An 18,620-nucleotide genomic window follows, 5' to 3' on the forward strand; every position below is an offset into this window, starting at 1 on the left:
TTGCAGTGACCTAGTTATGTATATAATTACAGTGATTAGTTTAAAGGGAACGGGTTTTTGATACAACAAACATTGCAAGGGTTTATCCTTTCAAAGCAACAATACACATTAAATGGGCAGATCTGCCTGTGTTATTGGCTATCATCTGATTTTGGTCCGTTGAAGGTTGTGATCACAGGTGAAGAGGCTGTTTTTTTTGTTGAACAGACTAATAAAGAGAATGCGAGTAAGTTATTAGATAAAGAAAAAATACCGTATAGATGTAGTGCTGTGCCTTTAAGTACTTTTAAACAAAAAAAAGTTGTTGGCTTTTACTTTTCTCAGTTAAAACAATTTTACCAAGCAAGAGATTTATTTAACCAGCATTTTATTACCACCTTTGAATCAGATATTCGCCATTGTGACCGTTTTTTAATGGAACGCTTTATATGTGGCTCTGCGTGGGTGAAGGGCGTTTTTGTACAAAAAAATGGCTTTATAGAGATTTCAAATGCACAAATGAAGTCTATTAAAGATGATAATCAATATAAACCTAAATTAGACATGCTTTCTTTAGATATAGAATGCAGTGGCAAAGGCGTTTTATTCTCAGTTGGTTTATACAGTGATAAATGTGCGCTTGTTATTATGGTGGGAGATGCACAAAATCATGATGGTATTATTTGGGTTAAAGATGAAACAGCGTTATTGCAAGAGCTAGAAAGTCAAATCACTTTTTATGATCCCGATATCATAATAGGCTGGAATGTGATTAATTTTGACTTTTCATTACTTTTTAATCGCGCGGAACAATTAGATCTCTCTTTAAAGCTAGGTAGAGCCAATAATAAAATTCAATTGAAACAAGCTCAGGTAGGAAAGTTAGTCGTGCCAGGTAGAGTTGTTTTAGATGGCATTGATTTAATGCGCAATGCAACGTATCAATTTTCAAGCTTTAGTTTAGCTAATGTTTCAAGTGAAATATTAGGAGAATCAAAATTAATAGAATCAGATAATAAACTTGAAGAAATAGAGCGTCAATTTGTGGAAGATAAAATTGCTCTGGCTGAATATAATTTACAAGACTGTAAGTTAGTTTGGGATATATTTAAAAAAGAAAGTTTGCTCGAATTTGCAGTGGTAAGAACACAATTAACGGGATTAGATTTAGAAAGAATGGGTGGCTCAGTCGCTGCTTTTGTAAACTTATATTTACCATTATTACACCGCAGTGGGTATGTAGCACCTAATTTAGGTGATAGCCCTGTCAGTTTTGATAGTCCTGGCGGTTATGTTATGAGCTCAAGTCCCGGGTTATATCAAAATGTTATCGTGCTTGATTTTAAAAGCCTTTACCCTTCAATAATTAGAACATTTTTAATAGATCCTATGGGACTTATTGAAGGACTTAAAGAAGATGATAAACAAGAATATAGTGCGGTATCAGGTTTTCATGACGCTAAGTTCTCTCGAACAAAGCACCACTTGCCTAACTTGATTGAGCAGCTTTGGAGTGCACGAGATCAAGCAAAAAAACATAAAGATAAAATGCTTTCTCAAGCGATAAAAATAATTATGAATAGTTTTTATGGCGTATTGGGTTCCACAGGTTGTCGGTTTTACGATCCTAGATTATCAAGCTCAATTACGTTGCGTGGTCATGAGATCATGCAACAAACAAAACTATGGATAGAAAAATCGGGTTTTGAGGTTATTTATGGTGATACTGATTCTACTTTTATAAAGTTAGCTGATGAATTAACGCAAAATCAATGTAATGAAATCGGTATAAAATTAGCTGATGAAATCAACCTAAAATGGCATGAAAAACTAAAACAGGAATTTAATATTACAAGCCACTTAGAAATTGAATTTGAAACTCTATATAACCCTTTTTTCATGCCTACAATTCGTGGCGATATAAAAGGTTCAAAGAAGCGTTATGTTGGTCAAATAACACGATTTTTAGATAATAAACAAGATACAAAAGAGTTGGTTTTTAAAGGCATGGAAACCGTAAGAAGTGACTGGACTGTTTTAGCTAGGAATTTTCAAATGACTTTGTATCGTAAAGTTTTTGATGGTGAGGCCGTTGAAGAATATATCAAAACTTATGTTGCTAAAACTTTAAATGGAGACTTTGATCATCAGTTTGTTTATAAAAAGCGATTACGACAACATTTAAGCGAATATGTGAAAAATATCCCGCCTCACGCACAAGCTGCATTAAAAGTGCATATTACTCATCCAGATAAAGTGCCTAGCAAAGGACAATGGGTTGAATATGTTATTACAATTAATGGTCCTGAACTAAGGCAATTTAATACTTCAAAATTTAACAGAACACATTATGTTGAAAAGCAAATAAGACCGATTGCCGAATCTATTTTACCTTACCTAAATACAAATTTTGATCAAATTTTAAATGGTCAAGCCTCATTGTTTTAATCATTAGTTAGCGATTCTAGTGAGCTGATAATTGCGAAATAATCATTAATCCCTATATATTATTGGTTAAAAATTAACCTTGGTCTATTATTGTACAATAATTGAACAGGTTAAGTATTCAAATTAAGTTCAGTTTATTTTTATTTTATTATTTTTCCATTAAATACTCTTATCAGGGAGAAATTGAAATGTTAAACAATAAATTATTTAAATATTCAAAATTAGCACTCGCTATATCCTCACTTTCTTTTATATCTATAAATATTCAAGCCGAAGAAGGTGCTGGAGAAGTAGAGAGAATAGAAGTAACTGGCTCTCGTATTAAAAGAGCTGATATGGAAGGGGCTAATCCAGTACAGATAATTGGTAGGGAAGAGTTAGTCGCCTCAGGTATCACCAATGTAGGTGATATTTTACAAGAAATTCCTTCGGTAGCAGGTGCAGGAACAAATACAGCTATCAACAATGGTGGTTCAGGGTCTGTTAGGGTTTCCTTAAGAGGTTTAGGATCTGCTAGAACTTTAGTCCTACTTAACGGTCGTCGTATGGTGGCATCGGGAACTGGTGCGAATAGTTCAGTCGATTTAAGTACGATACCCACCGCGATAATTAAAAGAGTCGAAGTATTAAAAGATGGTGCTTCAGCAATTTATGGCTCAGATGCAATCGCAGGTGTTGTTAATATTATTACACGTGATGATTTTGAAGGCTTTGAAGCAAATTTAATGTATGACGCTTCAACAGAAGAGGGTGATGGCGAAACAAAATCATTTGATGTGACTGTAGGCTTTGCAGGAGATAAAGGGAATGTGGTTGTAAACGCCTTTTATGTTGAGCAAGGTGCACAGTGGTCTGGTGATAGATCATGGTCACAATTTGAATTAGATATGGATGTTACTGGTGAAGTTTCTAAAGGGGGGTCTTCAGCACCACCATGGGGAAGATATAATGGTATTGATGGCATAGTTAATGGTTCTGAGTGTGGTTCATTTACTCATGGTGCAGGTAGTGGTCCTGGTCAATCAGACCCAAGTGATTTTTCAAACCCTACAGGCTTTGATTGTTGGGATTGGGATAAAGATACCTATAACTATGCACCTGCTAATTATCATCTGACTCCGCAAGAACGTTATGGATTTTTTGCTTCAGGGAGTTATGAATTTAACGATAAAATTAGGTTCTTCTCAGAATTAAGTTTTAATCGTAGGATATCAGATACTAAATTAGCACCACTCCCCTTAGCGCCGTTAGCATTTTTTGGCTTCTCGGATGCGACTTATTCAAAAGATAACTATTACAACCAAATGTTTGGTCCAAAAGACAAAGATGGAAACTCTGTAGATATTACTGATTGGCGTAGACGTATGGTTGAAACTGGGGGGCGAGATAGTAGCTTTAGAGTTGAAACTGTTCGAGCTGCAATTGGCTTTGACGGTGAAATTAATGATGATTGGCGTTACGAAGTCTCATATATATTTGGTGCAAACGATGCAGCAACAAATGGCGCTGGTGGTGTGAATTTTGAAAAAGTAGGTGAAGCTGTAGGACCATCATTCTTAGATTCGACATCAGGCGAAGTAATGTGTGGTGCACCAGATAATGTTATTGAGGGATGTGTATCCCTAAATGTATTTGGTATTCCCGGAACAGAAACTGCAATTAATCAAGCTATGATGGATTTTATTACATTTGATGCTCATGATTTTGGTTCAAATGAACAGCAAATTATTTCAGGTAGTGTATTTGGTGATGCTTTTGAGTTACCAGCTGGCATGGTTGGAGTTGCTATTGGGTTAGAGCATAGGGAAGAAAAAGGAGCCGATTATCCTGATGCTTTAATTGCTTTAGGCATTACATCAGGTTCATCTCGTTTATCTACGGAAGGGTCATATACTGTAGATGAAGCCTATGTTGAAGCTAATTTTCCATTATTAGCGGATGTACCATTTGCTGTTAGTTTAGAGATCGATGGTGCAATTCGATATTCAGATTATGATACTTTTGGTGATACCACTAATCATAAATTAGGTGTTCGTTGGGTACCTATGGAAGGCTTATTATTAAGGGCTACAAGTTCTAGTGCATTTAGAGCACCTTCTACGAATGATTTATTCCAAGGTGCATCTGCTAACAGCCCAACAGTTGAAGATCCTTGTGCCACTAATCCTACCTCATTTTGTATCGCTGATGGTGTGCCAGCGGGTGGTTTTGAACCTATAGGTGATCAATTATCTTCTACTCGGGGTGGTAGTACAGAAATTCAACCTGAAGAGGCTGATATTTTGACTGCGGGTATTGTATATAGTCCCGATTTTATGGATGGTCTATCAGTCACTTTAGATTATTGGGATATTGAAGTAACAGATGCAATATCTACAATTGGGGAGCAGTTGATTTTAACTAAATGTGCCACTGAGGGGACTTTCTGTGACAAAATTACACGTTATGGCTCTGATGCTGGTGCTTTGTATGGTAATTCAAGTGATATAGATGATAGAACAACCAACGTAGGTGGTGTTAATTCGTCGGGTTATGATTTTAATATTAAATATTCTACAGATATTGAAATGGGAATGTTAAAAGTAAATTTAGATACGACTTATTATGATACCTATGATGTAATTCAAGCTGATGATTCCATTGTAAAGCATGCCGGAAAATATTGGGATGCATCAAGCGGGGATGGTAACTTCCCTGAATGGAAAACTAATATAAATATAAGTTTACAAAATGATGATTGGTCAGTGGCATATAGCATTCGATACATGTCGAGTGTTGAAGAATATGTAGATATGGCTTCAGCAAGTGATTGGTCATTATCTGAAATCAATTCAGGATTTAGAACTGCTGAGGTATTTAATGGTGAAACTGGTGCTTTAGATGGTTGGGATGTTTTCAGAGATGTCGACTCTTCAACTATACATGATATCAGGTTCACCTACTTCATGGAAAATATGACTGCGACTATAGGCATGGACAATATTTTTGATGAAGATCCACCTTATATGGCAAGTGGATTTAATGATAATACAGATCCGCGTACATACAATACAACTGGTAGACATATGTACTTATCTCTAGGACTTTCATTCTAACATTCATAATATAGGCACTTGTAAATCTACGGGTGCCTTTCCTCCAGCTCACCTAAAATGATAATTTGATTACAAAACCTAAAAAATCAACTTAACATCCTGTTCACTATTTTACCTTTAGCGCTAATTTTAAGGTTATAGTTTCCCGTTGGGTTTTTAAGTGTATTTTTTAAAATTACTTTGTTATTTCGTGATTACATTTTATTTTATTTCATTTTATTTCATTTTATTTTATTTCATTTTGTGAGTTTTTTTTTGATGTTGCTATATTGTTCTATTTCTTTATTAACATGGGCTTGAAGTTAATTTGAGTCGTAGTTGTATATTTCATACGTTCATTTCATTCTGTTATTACTCTTTATATTTGGAATCAGTTTCTTGCGTGCTTTTTTGGGTTCTCACTCACTTAATTGACCTTAATGAACTGTTTTGATTAGTATTTACGTTAGATAACAAGTTGGTCACAAAGTTGTTATTTAGTTTAACTTTAATGACAAATAATAAATTACACCAAAGAATGTAGCCCAGGGAGAAATCGAATGAATAATAATAAACTATCAAAAGCAGTTCATCTTGCAATATCTTTCGGTGCGGCATCAGCAGTTGCATTGTCGGCAAATGTATCAGCATCAGAAGATGGTACTGAAGAAGTAGAGCGTATTGAAGTAACTGGCTCACGTATTAAGCAGGTTGATATTGAAAATAGCTCACCTGTTACAGTAATTTCTGCAGCAGATATGTCTTTATCTGGGGAACCTACGGTAGCTGATGTATTAAATAATTTATCGGCCAATTCATTTGGTTCATGGAGTGGTGTTTCAGGTTATGGCTCTGGTAGTGCTGCATCATCAAATATTAACCTTCGTGGTTTAGGTTCCGATGCGACATTAGTGTTACTAGATGGCCGTCGTATGCCAGGTACTAGTTCTTCATCTGATACTTCAATTATTCCTATGTCAATTGTTGAGCGAATTGAAATTTTACGAGATGGCGCTTCAGCTGTTTATGGCTCATCAGCGGTCGCTGGTGTAATTAATATTATCACTAAAAAAGATTTCGAAGGGGTAGCAGCCCAATCAAGTATAAGAAACGGAAATATGAATACGCTTCACCTGAAATAGAAGGGGGTGCTAACCAAATGTTTTCTTTATCAGCGATTTTCACCGGTGATAAAGGTAATATCGTATTTACATTTGAGCACTCAGAAGCCGATGCTATTTTTGATAGTGAGATCTGGCCTTTAGATGATCCTACTTATTCTGGTTTTAGTTCTTATAGTCCGGTTGTAAATGGTTATGGAGAAGATGGTTGGATTTCTAATACAGATATGTGTGCTCAAGCACCAAACGTAGTTGATGCTACTGATGGTGAAGATGGTGGACGTTGTAAATATAATTATGGTGAAGTAACTAAATTTACGCCAGATACAGAAAAGAACTCAATGTTTACTAAGTTCAACTATTAACTGTCTGATAATATTGACTTTATTGGTCGTACTATGGCTTCATTAAACGAAGCTGATTCACGTTATGCAGCTACACCAGTATCTACAGCACCAATTTATATGTCTACTGATAATCAATATAACCCGACAGACGATGAAGTGCGTTTATATATGCGTTCAGCGCCAATCGGTACTCGTGATGCAAAAACTGAAGTTGTTACTACTGAATTTTTAGTTGGGTTACAAGGTTATACAGAAATTGGTAATGGTCTAGATTGGGAGATTAATTTCCAAAACAGTATTTCTAAAACAAATGTATTTAACTATAACTTAATTAACGATAATTCAATTCAAGCATCAATTGATTCTGGCGAATACGATGTTTTCAATACACAAGATTTAAGCTATGAAGATTGGAACGCGAGTATGGAGCAAATGTACACAGATGCAAATCATACTGGTGTATATGAAGGTCGTTATGCAAGCCAGCAAATTGATGGTTTAATTTCAACGACATTGATTGAGAATGATAACATTATTGTTGCAGGTGTTGTCGGTGCTGAATATGAAATGATCGACTTTGCACAGAAGAGTGATCCTGAGTCAGCAAATGGTTTTATTTCAGGTGGTTCGGGTGGTGATGATGTAGATGCTACACGTAACCGTACAGCTATGTATGCAGAAGTCCAAGCTAGCTTGCCGTATGAAATTGACTTAACAGTCGCTGCAAGATATGAAAAATATGAGCAAGAAGGGCAAACTAACTTAGGTGTTGAAAAATCTACTTTTGATAAAGTTGTCCCTAAAGTTGTCCCTAAAGTTGTCCCTAAAGTTGTCCCTAAAGTTGTCCCTAAAGTTGTCCCTAAAGTTGTCCCTAAAGTTGGCTTAACTTGGCGCCCAACTGATAATTTATTACTACGCTCTTCTTGGGGTGAATCATTTAGAGCTCCTAATATGGGGGAGATGTTTCAGTCTAACGCTTTAAGTTTCCCTACGGTTCGTGATACAGCATGGTGTGGTTCAAACCCAGGTCAGGACTTAGATGGTTATTGTTCTGATGCTGGTGAGCAAGTAGCGACTTGGTTTGGCGGTAACGCTAAGTTAACTGAAGAAACAGGTGACTCAACTACAGCTGGTTTTGTATGGGATGTAGTAGATAATCTATCTGTTGAAGTAACATATTATTCAATCAACTATGAAAATAAAATTGATAGTATATCGAATAATGAATTATTAAGAATTGAGCAAGAGAATGGATTGGGTTCTACACCTGATGCGATAGAGCGTAATGCGACAAAGGGTAAGATTGATAGCATGAAGACGGGTTATATCAATAAATCTTCGCTCTCTACTGATGGTATTGATTTTAGTGCACGTTATAACTTTGAAACATCTTATGGTGATTTTTCTGCAACATTAAATGTTTCAAAAGTAATGACATTTGAAGAAGTAGCAGACTCAGAGTCAGAACCATTTGATTATGCAGGTTTACAAAATTACCCAGATCTTAAGTCTGATTTAGCATTAAGCTATGCATATGATGATTATTCTGTTGCTTGGACTATCTTCCATGTTGGTTCTCAAGAACCAGGTAACGAAGAGTGGGGCGTAGATTATTTAGCTGATATTCCTACTTATATTAAGCACAATGTACAATTTGGTTACATTGCACCAACAGAAACTAAGGTTACATTTGGTATTAATAATCTAACAGATGAGAAAGCACCTAGTTACTATGATGGCTTCCGTGATTACCGTGACTCTAGTTGGTCATTATATGATCAGGCAGGTCGCTCAATGTATTTAAGAGTTGAACAACAGTTTTAATATTTAAAAGTTAAACCCTACCAATAATAAAAACCTGCTTAGCTAGCAGGCTTTTTTATTAATTATATTAAAACGTAATTAATCATAAAAAGTGCTATTTTATAGCGCATTTCACTTACACTAAGAGTTATTTACAGGGTCTTAATAAGCCTTATAAGACTCCGATAATGAAAAAATACAACTCTCTTTAATGAAAATTAGTTTCATTTACATTTGATTTACAGCCTGCAATATGTCCAAAACCTGAGGTTTATAGTCAGTGACCTACATGTCAATCTATTTTTTATATGTTTCCAATATATTTTTTTGTAATCGAATGATTACACTTTTAGTTTAAGGTGTAATTTCTCAATTTTTTATATTTTCCTTTTGCAACAGTGGGTTGTGGTTTGTCTTTGCTTTGCTGTAAATGTAATTAAGTGTTTCAGGTTGTTTCTTTGTAGAAACAATTTCACCTCAAATGTTAATTTATTATAAACATGTGTTGACCAATGTTTCCTATTTTGTTTAATATTTGCCTCGGATAACGAGCAAGTCTTAAAAATAGTCATTAAGTTCAACTTAAATGACAACAAAATTTAATCACATCAAAGAATGTGGTCCAGGGAGAAATCGAATGATAAATAACAAACTAGCAAAGGCAGTTCGCTTAGCGATGGCTTTTGGTGCTGCTTCAACAGTAGCATTATCTGCAAATGTTTCAGCAGCAGAAGAAGGCGCTGAAGAAGTTGAACGTATTGAAGTAACTGGTTCACGTATTAAACGTACTGACCTTGAAAGCGCAGTGCCAGTAACAACATTTACAGCTGCTGATATCATGGCATCAGGTGCGCCAACACTTGAGCAATTTGTACAAGCTTTACCATTAGCTAACGGTGGCCAATTTGGTTCAAACGTTAATAACGGCGGTTCAGGTACAGTAACAATGAACCTTCGTGGTCTGGGTTCGTCTCGTACATTAGTACTTGTAAATGGTCGTCGTTACTCAGGCGATATCTCAGCAGTGCCTATGGCTGCAATTAAGCGTGTTGATATTTTACGTGATGGTGCATCAACTGTTTATGGTTCAGATGCAATTGCTGGTGTTGTTAACTTTATCACTAACAGTGATTTTGAAGGCGCACAAGTTGATGTTCGTACGCAACAGTCAAGTGAAAGCGATGGCAAAACTAAGAGCGTTAACTTCTTAGCGGGTACTAGCAGCGATAAAGGAAATATTATTTTCTCTGGTACTTACGAGAAACGTGATGCGGTATATGGTTCTCAACGTGATTTTTCAGCATGTCCTCCAACTGAACTTGATACTGATGGCGATGGCACAAACGATGACTTAGGTTGTGGTGGTTCTGCAACAACTATGCCTGGTTCTGTATGGAGTCCTTCTCATGGTTTTGGTCAAATGGATGGTAATGGCGGTGTTAGAGCTATTACTGATGAAGAAAGATTTAACTATGCAGCATTAAGTATTCTTTATCAGCCACTTGAAAAACATTCTTTCTTTACACAAGCTGATTATGAGTTAATTGATGATGGTTTCTCAACTGTAAACTTCTTTGCAGAAGCGGCTTACACTAACCGTGTTTCAAATACACAAATGGCACCAGTAGGTACTTTCTGGGGTGTTGAAGTTCCAGCTACAAATCCTGGTAATGATTTAGGTGAAACAGCTTATGCTTACCGTCGTCTAGCAGAAGCTGGCGGTCGTACTTGGAAACGTGAAGTAAATGAATTTAACTTAACACTAGGTTTTAAAGGTGAGTTAGAAGATAGCGGTATTTACTGGGATGCTTCATACATGCGTGCTAAACGTCGTACTGATACAAATGCAGGCGGTCGTGTACATCAAGAGCGTGCTGGTATCTTAACTAGCCCAGAGTTATGTGCAGCAAATTCAGATTGTCCAGATGTTTGGAACCCGTTTGCAAAAGATACATTAACGCAAGAAATGCAAGATTGGATCATTGTTCCAATGACTAGCACTGCTGAAGGTGAAGATACACAACTACAAATTAACTTAGCTGGTGACTTAGGTGATATTGAATTACCTGCAGGTGCAATATCTTGGGCTGGTGGTTATGAGCGTTTAACTACGAGCTATGTTTCTACTCCTGATGGCGCAGCTGGTTTAGGTGCAATATACGGTGTTGCTGCAGAAGGCACTGAAGGTGCATTTACAACTGATGCATTTTATTTAGAACTTAATTTACCTATTTTATCTGATATGCCATTTGCTGAGCGTTTAGATCTCTCTCTTGCTGCACGAAGCACAGATGTAAGTGTAATAAATGATAAAGAAGTAACAACTAAGATTGGTTTAGAATGGCGTCCAAGTGATGAGCTTTTAGTACGTACTAGTCTTTCTGAAGGTTTCAGAACGCCAGGTGTTAGTACTTTATTTGCTCCGCGTGCAAACTCTGCAGAATCATACAGTGATCCATGTGAAAACTATGGTTCAAATGCAAGTGCAAGCGCAACATTAAAAGCTAACTGTGCTGCAGATGGCCTTGCAACAGATTGGGCTCCACTTACTGACCAAGCTGGTGCTTGGACTGGTGGTAACCCAGATTTAGGTCCTGAGAAATCAGAGTCTCTAACGATTGGTGTTGTATACTCTCCAAACTTCATTGAAGGTTTCTCTGTAACTTTAGATTACTATGATCTTGAGATTACAGATGTTATCGGTTCATTAGGTATGGGTACGATTGCTACAGAATGTTATAACAGTGAAAACTTCTCTTCACCAATGTGTGACCAAATAAAAGGTCCTGCGGCATACGGTGAGCAAGGTGGTCCACGTCGTAACTCATTAGGTAACTTATCAGGTGTTGATTTATCAACTCAAAATTTAGGTTTCTTTAATGCAAGCGGTATCGATTTTAACATTAACTATACAATGGATATAGCTGCAGGTAACTTAGACTTCAACCTAGAAGGTACTCGTGCACTTGTGTTAGAGCATCTTGAAGCAGAAGGCTTAGAAACAACTGAACTTGCTGGTTATTACGGTAATGATGTAGCAAATGGCGGTAAAGGTTCATTCCCAGAATGGAAATCTACTTTCAGAACACGTTTCTCTGCAGATAACTTCACAGTAACGCATAATATGCATTACCAAAGTGCTGTAGATGATTACGCACCAGTTGAAACTAACCTTTCAAATGATGTTGAAGCTATGGTTTATCATGATATCAGCGCTTCTTATTTCTTAGAAAATGTAACACTATCAGCAGGTATCAATAACCTAACTGATAAGCAACCTCCATATGTAAGTAATGGTACTAACGGTTATTTAATCCGTTCACACCGTTTAACTGGTCGTCAATATCACTTGACTGCTAGCCTTAAATTCTAGAAATTATTAATCTAGTTTAGTTTAAAAGCCCGATTTAAATCGGGCTTTTTTGTTTAAAAAATCTATGCAGCTTTTCTGCTGTGGCTTCATATCAATAAGCTTTGAAAATGATTATCTAATTTCTATTCGTTGTGAATTTCCCATGTTTTTATCTATGCAAGTGCTAATTTCTTAATTGCTTTATAATTAACGAATTAGGTAACTTTTTCCTATTTTGTTTATTTATTTGATAGTTTCTAAATGTCAATAGCTTTGGATAATGTATTTTGTATATTTTATTTGTAATTGAGTGGTTACATTTTTGTTTTGGTATTTAATTTCCCTATCCATTTTAATTTCTTTAATTTCAGTTGTTTGCGAGGTTTTTGTTTTTTTATAGTTGTTTCCATTTGTTACGCTTTGTGTTTTTTTTGATATATTTTGCGTTAAGTTGTTAATTTTATATAAACAGTTGTTGACCAATGTTTCTTGTTTTGTTTAATATTTACCTCGGATAACGTGCAAGATTAATAAAAAGTCATTAAGTTCAAATTAAATGACAACAAAAATTAAATCACATCAAAGAATGTGTTCCGGGAGAAATCGAATGGTAAATAACAAATTAACAAAGGCAGTTCGCTTAGCAATAGCTTTTGGTGCAGCTTCAACAGCGGTATTATCTGCGAATGTTTCAGCAGCAGAAGAAGGCGCTGAAGCGGTAGAGCGTATTGAAGTAACTGGTTCACGTATTAAGCGTGCTGATATGGAAACTTCAAGCCCAATTCAAATCACTTCAGCTGAAGATATTAAAGTTTCTGGTTTTACACGTGTTGAAGATATGCTTAATACGCTTCCACAAATCGAAGCATCTTCAACAGCTTTTGAAGCAAATGGCGCTTCAGGTCGTGCCGGTGTAGATATGCGTGGTTTGGGTTCTCATAGAACTTTAGTGTTAATCAATGGTCGTCGTATGGCACCAGGTGGTGGTTCAAGTGGTGCGGCTGATTTGAATGCGATTCCTTCGGCATTGGTAAAACGTGTTGAAGTAATGACTGGTGGTGGTTCTTCTGTATATGGTGCAGATGCTGTTGCGGGTGTTGTTAACTTTGTTATGGATACTGACTTCGAAGGTTTTAAAGTTGATTTAGGTGCTTCAGGTTACCAACATAATAATGATAATAGCTATATCCAAGGCTTAATGGATGAAAAAGGCTTTGATTATGATTCAGGTAATACAGGTATTGATGGTACCTCTTTTAACTTTGATGTGACAGCTGGCGGTTCTTTTGACGGTGGAAAAGGTCATGCAGTAGCATACGCTACTTTTAAGCGCACTAATGAATTACGCCAAGGTGCTCGTGATTACTCTTCATGTGCCTTAAATGCAGCTGGTACAAGTTGTGGTGGTTCTGCTAATGCAATTATTCCTAACTTTGATATGTATGCAGTTAACCCAGATGGCACAACTGATTACTCTAGAAATATGTGGTCTTCTTTAGATTCGGACAGTAACTTTATTGATTCTCCAGGCTCGAATCGTTACAACTATGCACCTGTAAATCACTTTATGCGTCCAGATGAAAAATTCACACTAGGTGCTTTTGCTAACTACGAAATAAATGATTCTTTCATGCCTTACCTTGAAGTGTCATTTATGCGCGATAAAACACGTGCACAAATAGCTGAGTCAGGTACTTTCTTTAATGAAGAATACATCATTGATTTAGATAGTGATTTATTAAATGACGCACAGCGTCAGCAATTAGCTGATGGCTTAGGTGTTGATGCAGCTACTGGTCAAGCTGCTATATATATTGGTAAACGTAATGTTGAGGGTGGTCCTCGTGTTGATGTTATCGAACATAATTCTTTCCGTATTGTTTTAGGTAGTGAAGGTGAGTTATCTGATACTTGGACATATGATGCATCACTACAATTTGGTAGCACAACAGGATCAAATGTTTACTTAAATGACTTTTATGGCCCGCGTATCACAACAGCATTAAGTGCAAGTGGTGAAAAATGTGAAGGCGATTGTATTCCATACGAAGTATTTACTTATAATGGTGTTACGCCAGAACAAGCTGGTCCTTTAACTGGTGCCGCAGCATTAACAACAGCGTCTGATCAAATTGTTGTAAGTGCGTTTGCTACAGGTGAACTTGATTTTACAATGCCGGGTGCTGATTCACCGGTAGCAGTTGTAATAGGTACTGAATACCGTAAACAAGAATTTGAAAGAATTTCTGACGATATCTATGCTACAGGCGCTCTACTAGGCCAAGGCGGTCCAACAAAATCACTTGTTGGTGGCTATTCAGTTAAAGAAATCTATGGTGAAGCAAGCATTCCTGTTCTTGAAGGTGCTGCATTTGCTGAAGCATTATATGTTGAACTAGGCTACCGTTATTCTGACTATGATATATCTGGTGGTGAGCCAGCATACAAAATCGCGTTAGATTGGACTCCAGTTGAAGACTGGAAAGTACGTGCAAGCTATAACCGTGCAGTACGTGCGCCTAATATTGGTGAGTTGTTTGCTACACAAAGTATCGGACTATGGTCTGGTGAAGACCCGTGTGCAGGCGCAAACCCAAGCCTTTCTCAAGCACAATGTGCTAATACAGGTGTAACTGCAGCTCAATACGGTAATGTTTCTGCAAGTCCTGCTGGTCAATATAATCAGCTAGGTGGTGGTAACCCTAATCTTTCTCCAGAAATTGCAGATACTTACACGCTAGGTGTTGTTGGACAAATTACTGATAATATTGATTTCTCAGTGGATTACTGGACAATTGAAATTGAAGATGTGATCGATAGCATCGAACCTGAACTAACAGTTGAACAATGTGCTAAAAGTGGTTTAGCTGCTTTTTGTGATAATATCACGCGTTCACCTTCAGGTAACCTTTGGTTAGGTCAAGCTGGTTATGTAACAGCAACAGACTTGAACTTAGCAAGCCAAAAATGGGAAGGTATCGATTTCACTGGTGCCTATAATACAGAATTATTAGGTGGTAGCCTAAGTACTACATTTATGGGTACTTACATGATGACTAAAGAAACTCAGTCATTACCTGGTGATACATCTTCAATCTATGATTGTACAGATGGTATTACATCAGTATGTTACCCTCAGCCTAAATGGCGTCATGTTGTAAATGCAAACTTTGATAAAGATGATTGGGGTGTAAACGTTAAGTGGCGCTTCATGGGTAAAGTAGATTACGAAGGTGATACAGATACTTTAGCTGAAGGCGGAATCGATTCTCAAACATATATTGATGTCGCTGGTAATTATACATTCAATGATAATGTCACTGCGCGTTTAGGTGTAAATAACATCTTTGATAAAGAGAAGCCAATTACTGGTAACACTTTAGATGTAGGAGCATTTTACGACGGTTTAGGTCGTTATCTTCATGCAAGTGTTTCATTTAAGTTCTAATAATAAAACTTAAATTGAAAAAACGACATACTGAAAAGTATGTCGTTTTTTTTTATCTGGCATTTTTATTGATTAATTAAACTCTGATAGATTATATGGTTTAGCATATATTTTGATTATATAATTCATGCTAAAAATAATAGGTAAATAATAAAAATGAATATACCTGATGGAAATCAAATAACTCAAGAGCAGTTAACAAGACTAAAGAAAGCTGAATACGCTTTCTCAAAACAAGATTATAAAACGTCAGAAGGTGAATATAGAAAGTTACTCTTGGAAAATCTAAAGTTACCAGAAGTATACTCCCAATTGGCTTGGATATGCGCCATGACAAATAGGTTAGATGAGGCAAAATCTTTATGGGAGATCTCATTAAAATTGTCACCTAATTATGTAAATGCATTATTAGGATTAGGCGATGTATATAAATATGAACGAGACTTTAATCAGGCTATTTTAGTCCTTAAACAAGTTGTGGCGTTACAACCTGATCATGCAATGGCTTATTTGAGCATTAGTTACTCGAATATGCAGTTGGGTAATTATTTAGAAAGTGAAAAGGCGTGTTTAAAAGCATTAAAAATTGAGCCAAACTTTACTCAAGCCCAAGACTATTTAGGTGAAATTTATAATGCGAAAGGTGAAGTGGACAAAGCGAAGAAGCATTTTGAACAACAAATAAATGACAATCGTCAAAATATAAAAGCATTGTACTCTTTGGGGAATTTATTGAAATCTCAAGGAAATATGGCCTTATCAGCGAGTTATTATAAAAAATCATTAATGATAAATCCGCTATTTTCTCAAGCTCATTTTACTTATGCAAGTGTGCATAAATATGAGAATGTAGATGATGAACATATCAAAATGATGCTTGATATATTAAGTAAAGGGAATTTAGATGAAGCCAGTAAAATACATCTTTCATTTGCACTCGCTAAAGCCTATGAAGATGCCCAAAGTTACACCAAAGCATTTACGTTTTTAAAAAAAGGCAATGACTTAAGATTCCGAAAATTTAATTATAAAATAGAAGCTGATGAGAAATTTATAAATAATATTATTCGTATTTTTAACAAGGGATCCATAGAAGCACATCAAGTTAGTCAGCAGCAAACAGATAAGCCGATTTTTATTGTTGGTATGCCAAGATCTGGTACATCTCTAGTTGAAAGAATTATATCAACGCATTCTAAAGTATTTGGTGCGGGTGAATTAGATTATTTTTTTAAACTAGGCACTAATGATCTTATCTCGCAAGAAAGTAACTTTTTATATAAGGAATTAGAGAGTTACCCAAAAGATATCTTTAAAAATATTGGAGATACATATCTAAGTCAAATTTCAAAAATAAACCCTGAAGCAAAGCACATTACAGATAAGTTACCGTTTAATATGTTACTAGTCGGTTTGATAAAAACGGTATTTCCTAATGCAATTATTATTCATTGCAATAGAGAGCCAATTGATAATTGTTTATCAATTTATAAGAAAAACTTTGCCACAGACAATTATCGCTTTGCCTACAATTTAGAGACATTGGGGAAATTTCACAACTTATATAAAACGTTAATGCAGCATTGGCAAGACTCTTTTCCTAATTCTGTATATCAAGTGCATTATGAGAAGTTGGTTTCTAACCCAGAACAAGAAATTAGAGACTTAATACAAGCTTGTGGGCTGGAGTGGCAAGAAACCTGTTTGGAATTCAATAAAAATAAGACTATCGTTAAAACTGCCAGTGCTGCTCAAGTAATCAAGCCTATTTATCAAAGCTCTGTAAAATTATGGAAGCACTATGAGGAAAATTTAGCACCCTTATTAAATGCATTGAATAATGATTAGTTTCAGAATAGCTAAATGAAAGCATGTCTAAAAAGTTAATTTATTAAGTTGAAATCAGGGTTTTGGTTATCTAAATGTAATTAATTTGATCTTCTTAGGTGAGTTTTAATATTTTAATTGTATATTTTAGTTTTTTATTCATTTTTTATTATAAAAAAAAAGTTATTAACATATTTTTACATTTAGCTTTGTGAGCTCGTAGTATCGGGGGAGCGCTAATATTTTATGTAAAATAAATGTAACTTAACTAGGTTGTTTTTAATTTAATCTAATAAAACACCTAATATCCTCAAACATCAAGTTGACAGGACTTGATCCATTTTGCATTATTGGTAAGTTGATGCCTATATATAGGTATCAATCCTGGTTGAATTAAATCAGTTTTAAATTCTAAAAAAGTTACATTACTTAAATTGGTTGGGAACTATGTCTGTTAAAATCAGAAAGAGCCTTGTAGCATCTGCGTTGGTTGGCGCATTTGCATTAGCAAGCAATAATGTGATTGCAGATCCTTTGAATGACCTTCATAAAGCTGAAGCGAAAATTCATAAGGCCGCTGTAAAATCACAAGTTAAAATCGACAATGTATATGAACAAACTCAAGAGTTAATCGCTGAGTACCGTTCTGTTGTTGACGAAAGAGAAATCATTAAAGTTTATAACGATCACGTAGCACGTTTGGTTGCAGACCAAAATGCTTCAATCGAATCTTTTAATGATCAAATCGCAGAAATCGATAAAACGAAACAAAACGTTGTGCCTTTGATGTATCGCATGATCGATACGCTTGAGCAATTCATCAAAGCGGACGTTCCATTCAATACTGAAAAACGTTTAGCACGTATTGAACTACTTCGTAGCACTATGGTTAGCTCTCAAGTAACGACTTCTGAGAAATACCGTCAAGTACTTGAAGCATATCTTATTGAAAAAGATTACAGTTCAGTTGTTAACGCCACTCAAGGTGTATTGAAACTAGATGGTCGTGATATCACTGTAGATTTCGCTCAAGTTGGTCGTATCTCTTACGTTGCTCAGTCTTTAGACATGAAAAACGCATGGGTATGGAACAACACGTCAAGATCTTGGGATGCTTTAGGTGAAGAATACCTAAAACCAGTAACAACTCTTATCCGTATGGCACGTAAGCAAGCGTCATTCGATCTTGTTAAACTACCTATCTTTGGCGCGGAGTAAAAC

Annotated in this window: 9 protein-coding genes; all 9 read left to right on the forward strand. The window is 35.9% G+C overall.

Going from position 1 to position 18,620, the window contains the following annotated elements; genetic code table 11:
• Positions 1 to 57 precede the first annotated feature (57 nt).
• The 9 genes from KO527_RS13125 to KO527_RS13155 all read left to right on the forward strand — a co-directional run bounded on the left by KO527_RS13125 (position 58) and on the right by KO527_RS13155 (position 18,617).
• Positions 58 to 2,427 (forward strand): DNA polymerase II, encoded by a 2,370-nt coding sequence (locus KO527_RS13125; protein ID WP_216040745.1) that lies wholly within the window; start codon positions 58 to 60, stop codon positions 2,425 to 2,427.
• A 188-nt stretch (positions 2,428 to 2,615) separates the two neighbouring features.
• Positions 2,616 to 5,522, forward strand: a complete 2,907-nt coding sequence (locus tag KO527_RS13130; RefSeq protein ID WP_216040746.1) for a TonB-dependent receptor — start codon at positions 2,616 to 2,618, stop codon at positions 5,520 to 5,522.
• 539 nt (positions 5,523 to 6,061) lie between these two features.
• Positions 6,062 to 6,643: a TonB-dependent receptor plug domain-containing protein gene (locus tag KO527_RS25930; protein ID WP_252733703.1), complete on the forward strand. Its 582-nt coding sequence runs from the start codon at positions 6,062 to 6,064 to the stop codon at positions 6,641 to 6,643.
• A gap of 17 nt (positions 6,644 to 6,660) precedes the next feature.
• Positions 6,661 to 6,987, forward strand: a complete 327-nt coding sequence (locus KO527_RS25935; RefSeq protein ID WP_252733709.1) for a hypothetical protein — start codon at positions 6,661 to 6,663, stop codon at positions 6,985 to 6,987.
• Between the two features lie 33 nt (positions 6,988 to 7,020).
• Positions 7,021 to 8,793 carry a TonB-dependent receptor gene (locus tag KO527_RS25940; protein WP_252733710.1) on the forward strand — a complete coding sequence of 591 codons (1,773 nt, stop codon included), beginning with the start codon at positions 7,021 to 7,023 and terminating at the stop codon, positions 8,791 to 8,793.
• 616 nt (positions 8,794 to 9,409) lie between these two features.
• Positions 9,410 to 12,145, forward strand: a complete 2,736-nt coding sequence (locus KO527_RS13140) for a TonB-dependent receptor (RefSeq protein ID WP_216040747.1) — start codon at positions 9,410 to 9,412, stop codon at positions 12,143 to 12,145.
• 586 nt (positions 12,146 to 12,731) lie between these two features.
• Positions 12,732 to 15,572, forward strand: coding sequence for a TonB-dependent receptor (locus KO527_RS13145; protein WP_216040748.1), 2,841 nt, complete (start codon positions 12,732 to 12,734; stop codon positions 15,570 to 15,572).
• 156 nt (positions 15,573 to 15,728) lie between these two features.
• Positions 15,729 to 17,420: a sulfotransferase gene (locus KO527_RS13150; protein ID WP_216040749.1), complete on the forward strand. Its 1,692-nt coding sequence runs from the start codon at positions 15,729 to 15,731 to the stop codon at positions 17,418 to 17,420.
• A 426-nt stretch (positions 17,421 to 17,846) separates the two neighbouring features.
• On the forward strand, positions 17,847 to 18,617 hold the full coding sequence (locus KO527_RS13155; protein ID WP_216040750.1) for a DUF3450 domain-containing protein: 771 nt from the start codon (positions 17,847 to 17,849) through the stop codon (positions 18,615 to 18,617).
• The last annotated feature ends 3 nt before the right edge of the window (positions 18,618 to 18,620 follow it).

Origin of the sequence: Pseudoalteromonas sp. C2R02, assembly GCF_018860845.1 — a bacterium.
Taxonomy (GTDB): Bacteria; Pseudomonadota; Gammaproteobacteria; order Enterobacterales; family Alteromonadaceae; genus Pseudoalteromonas.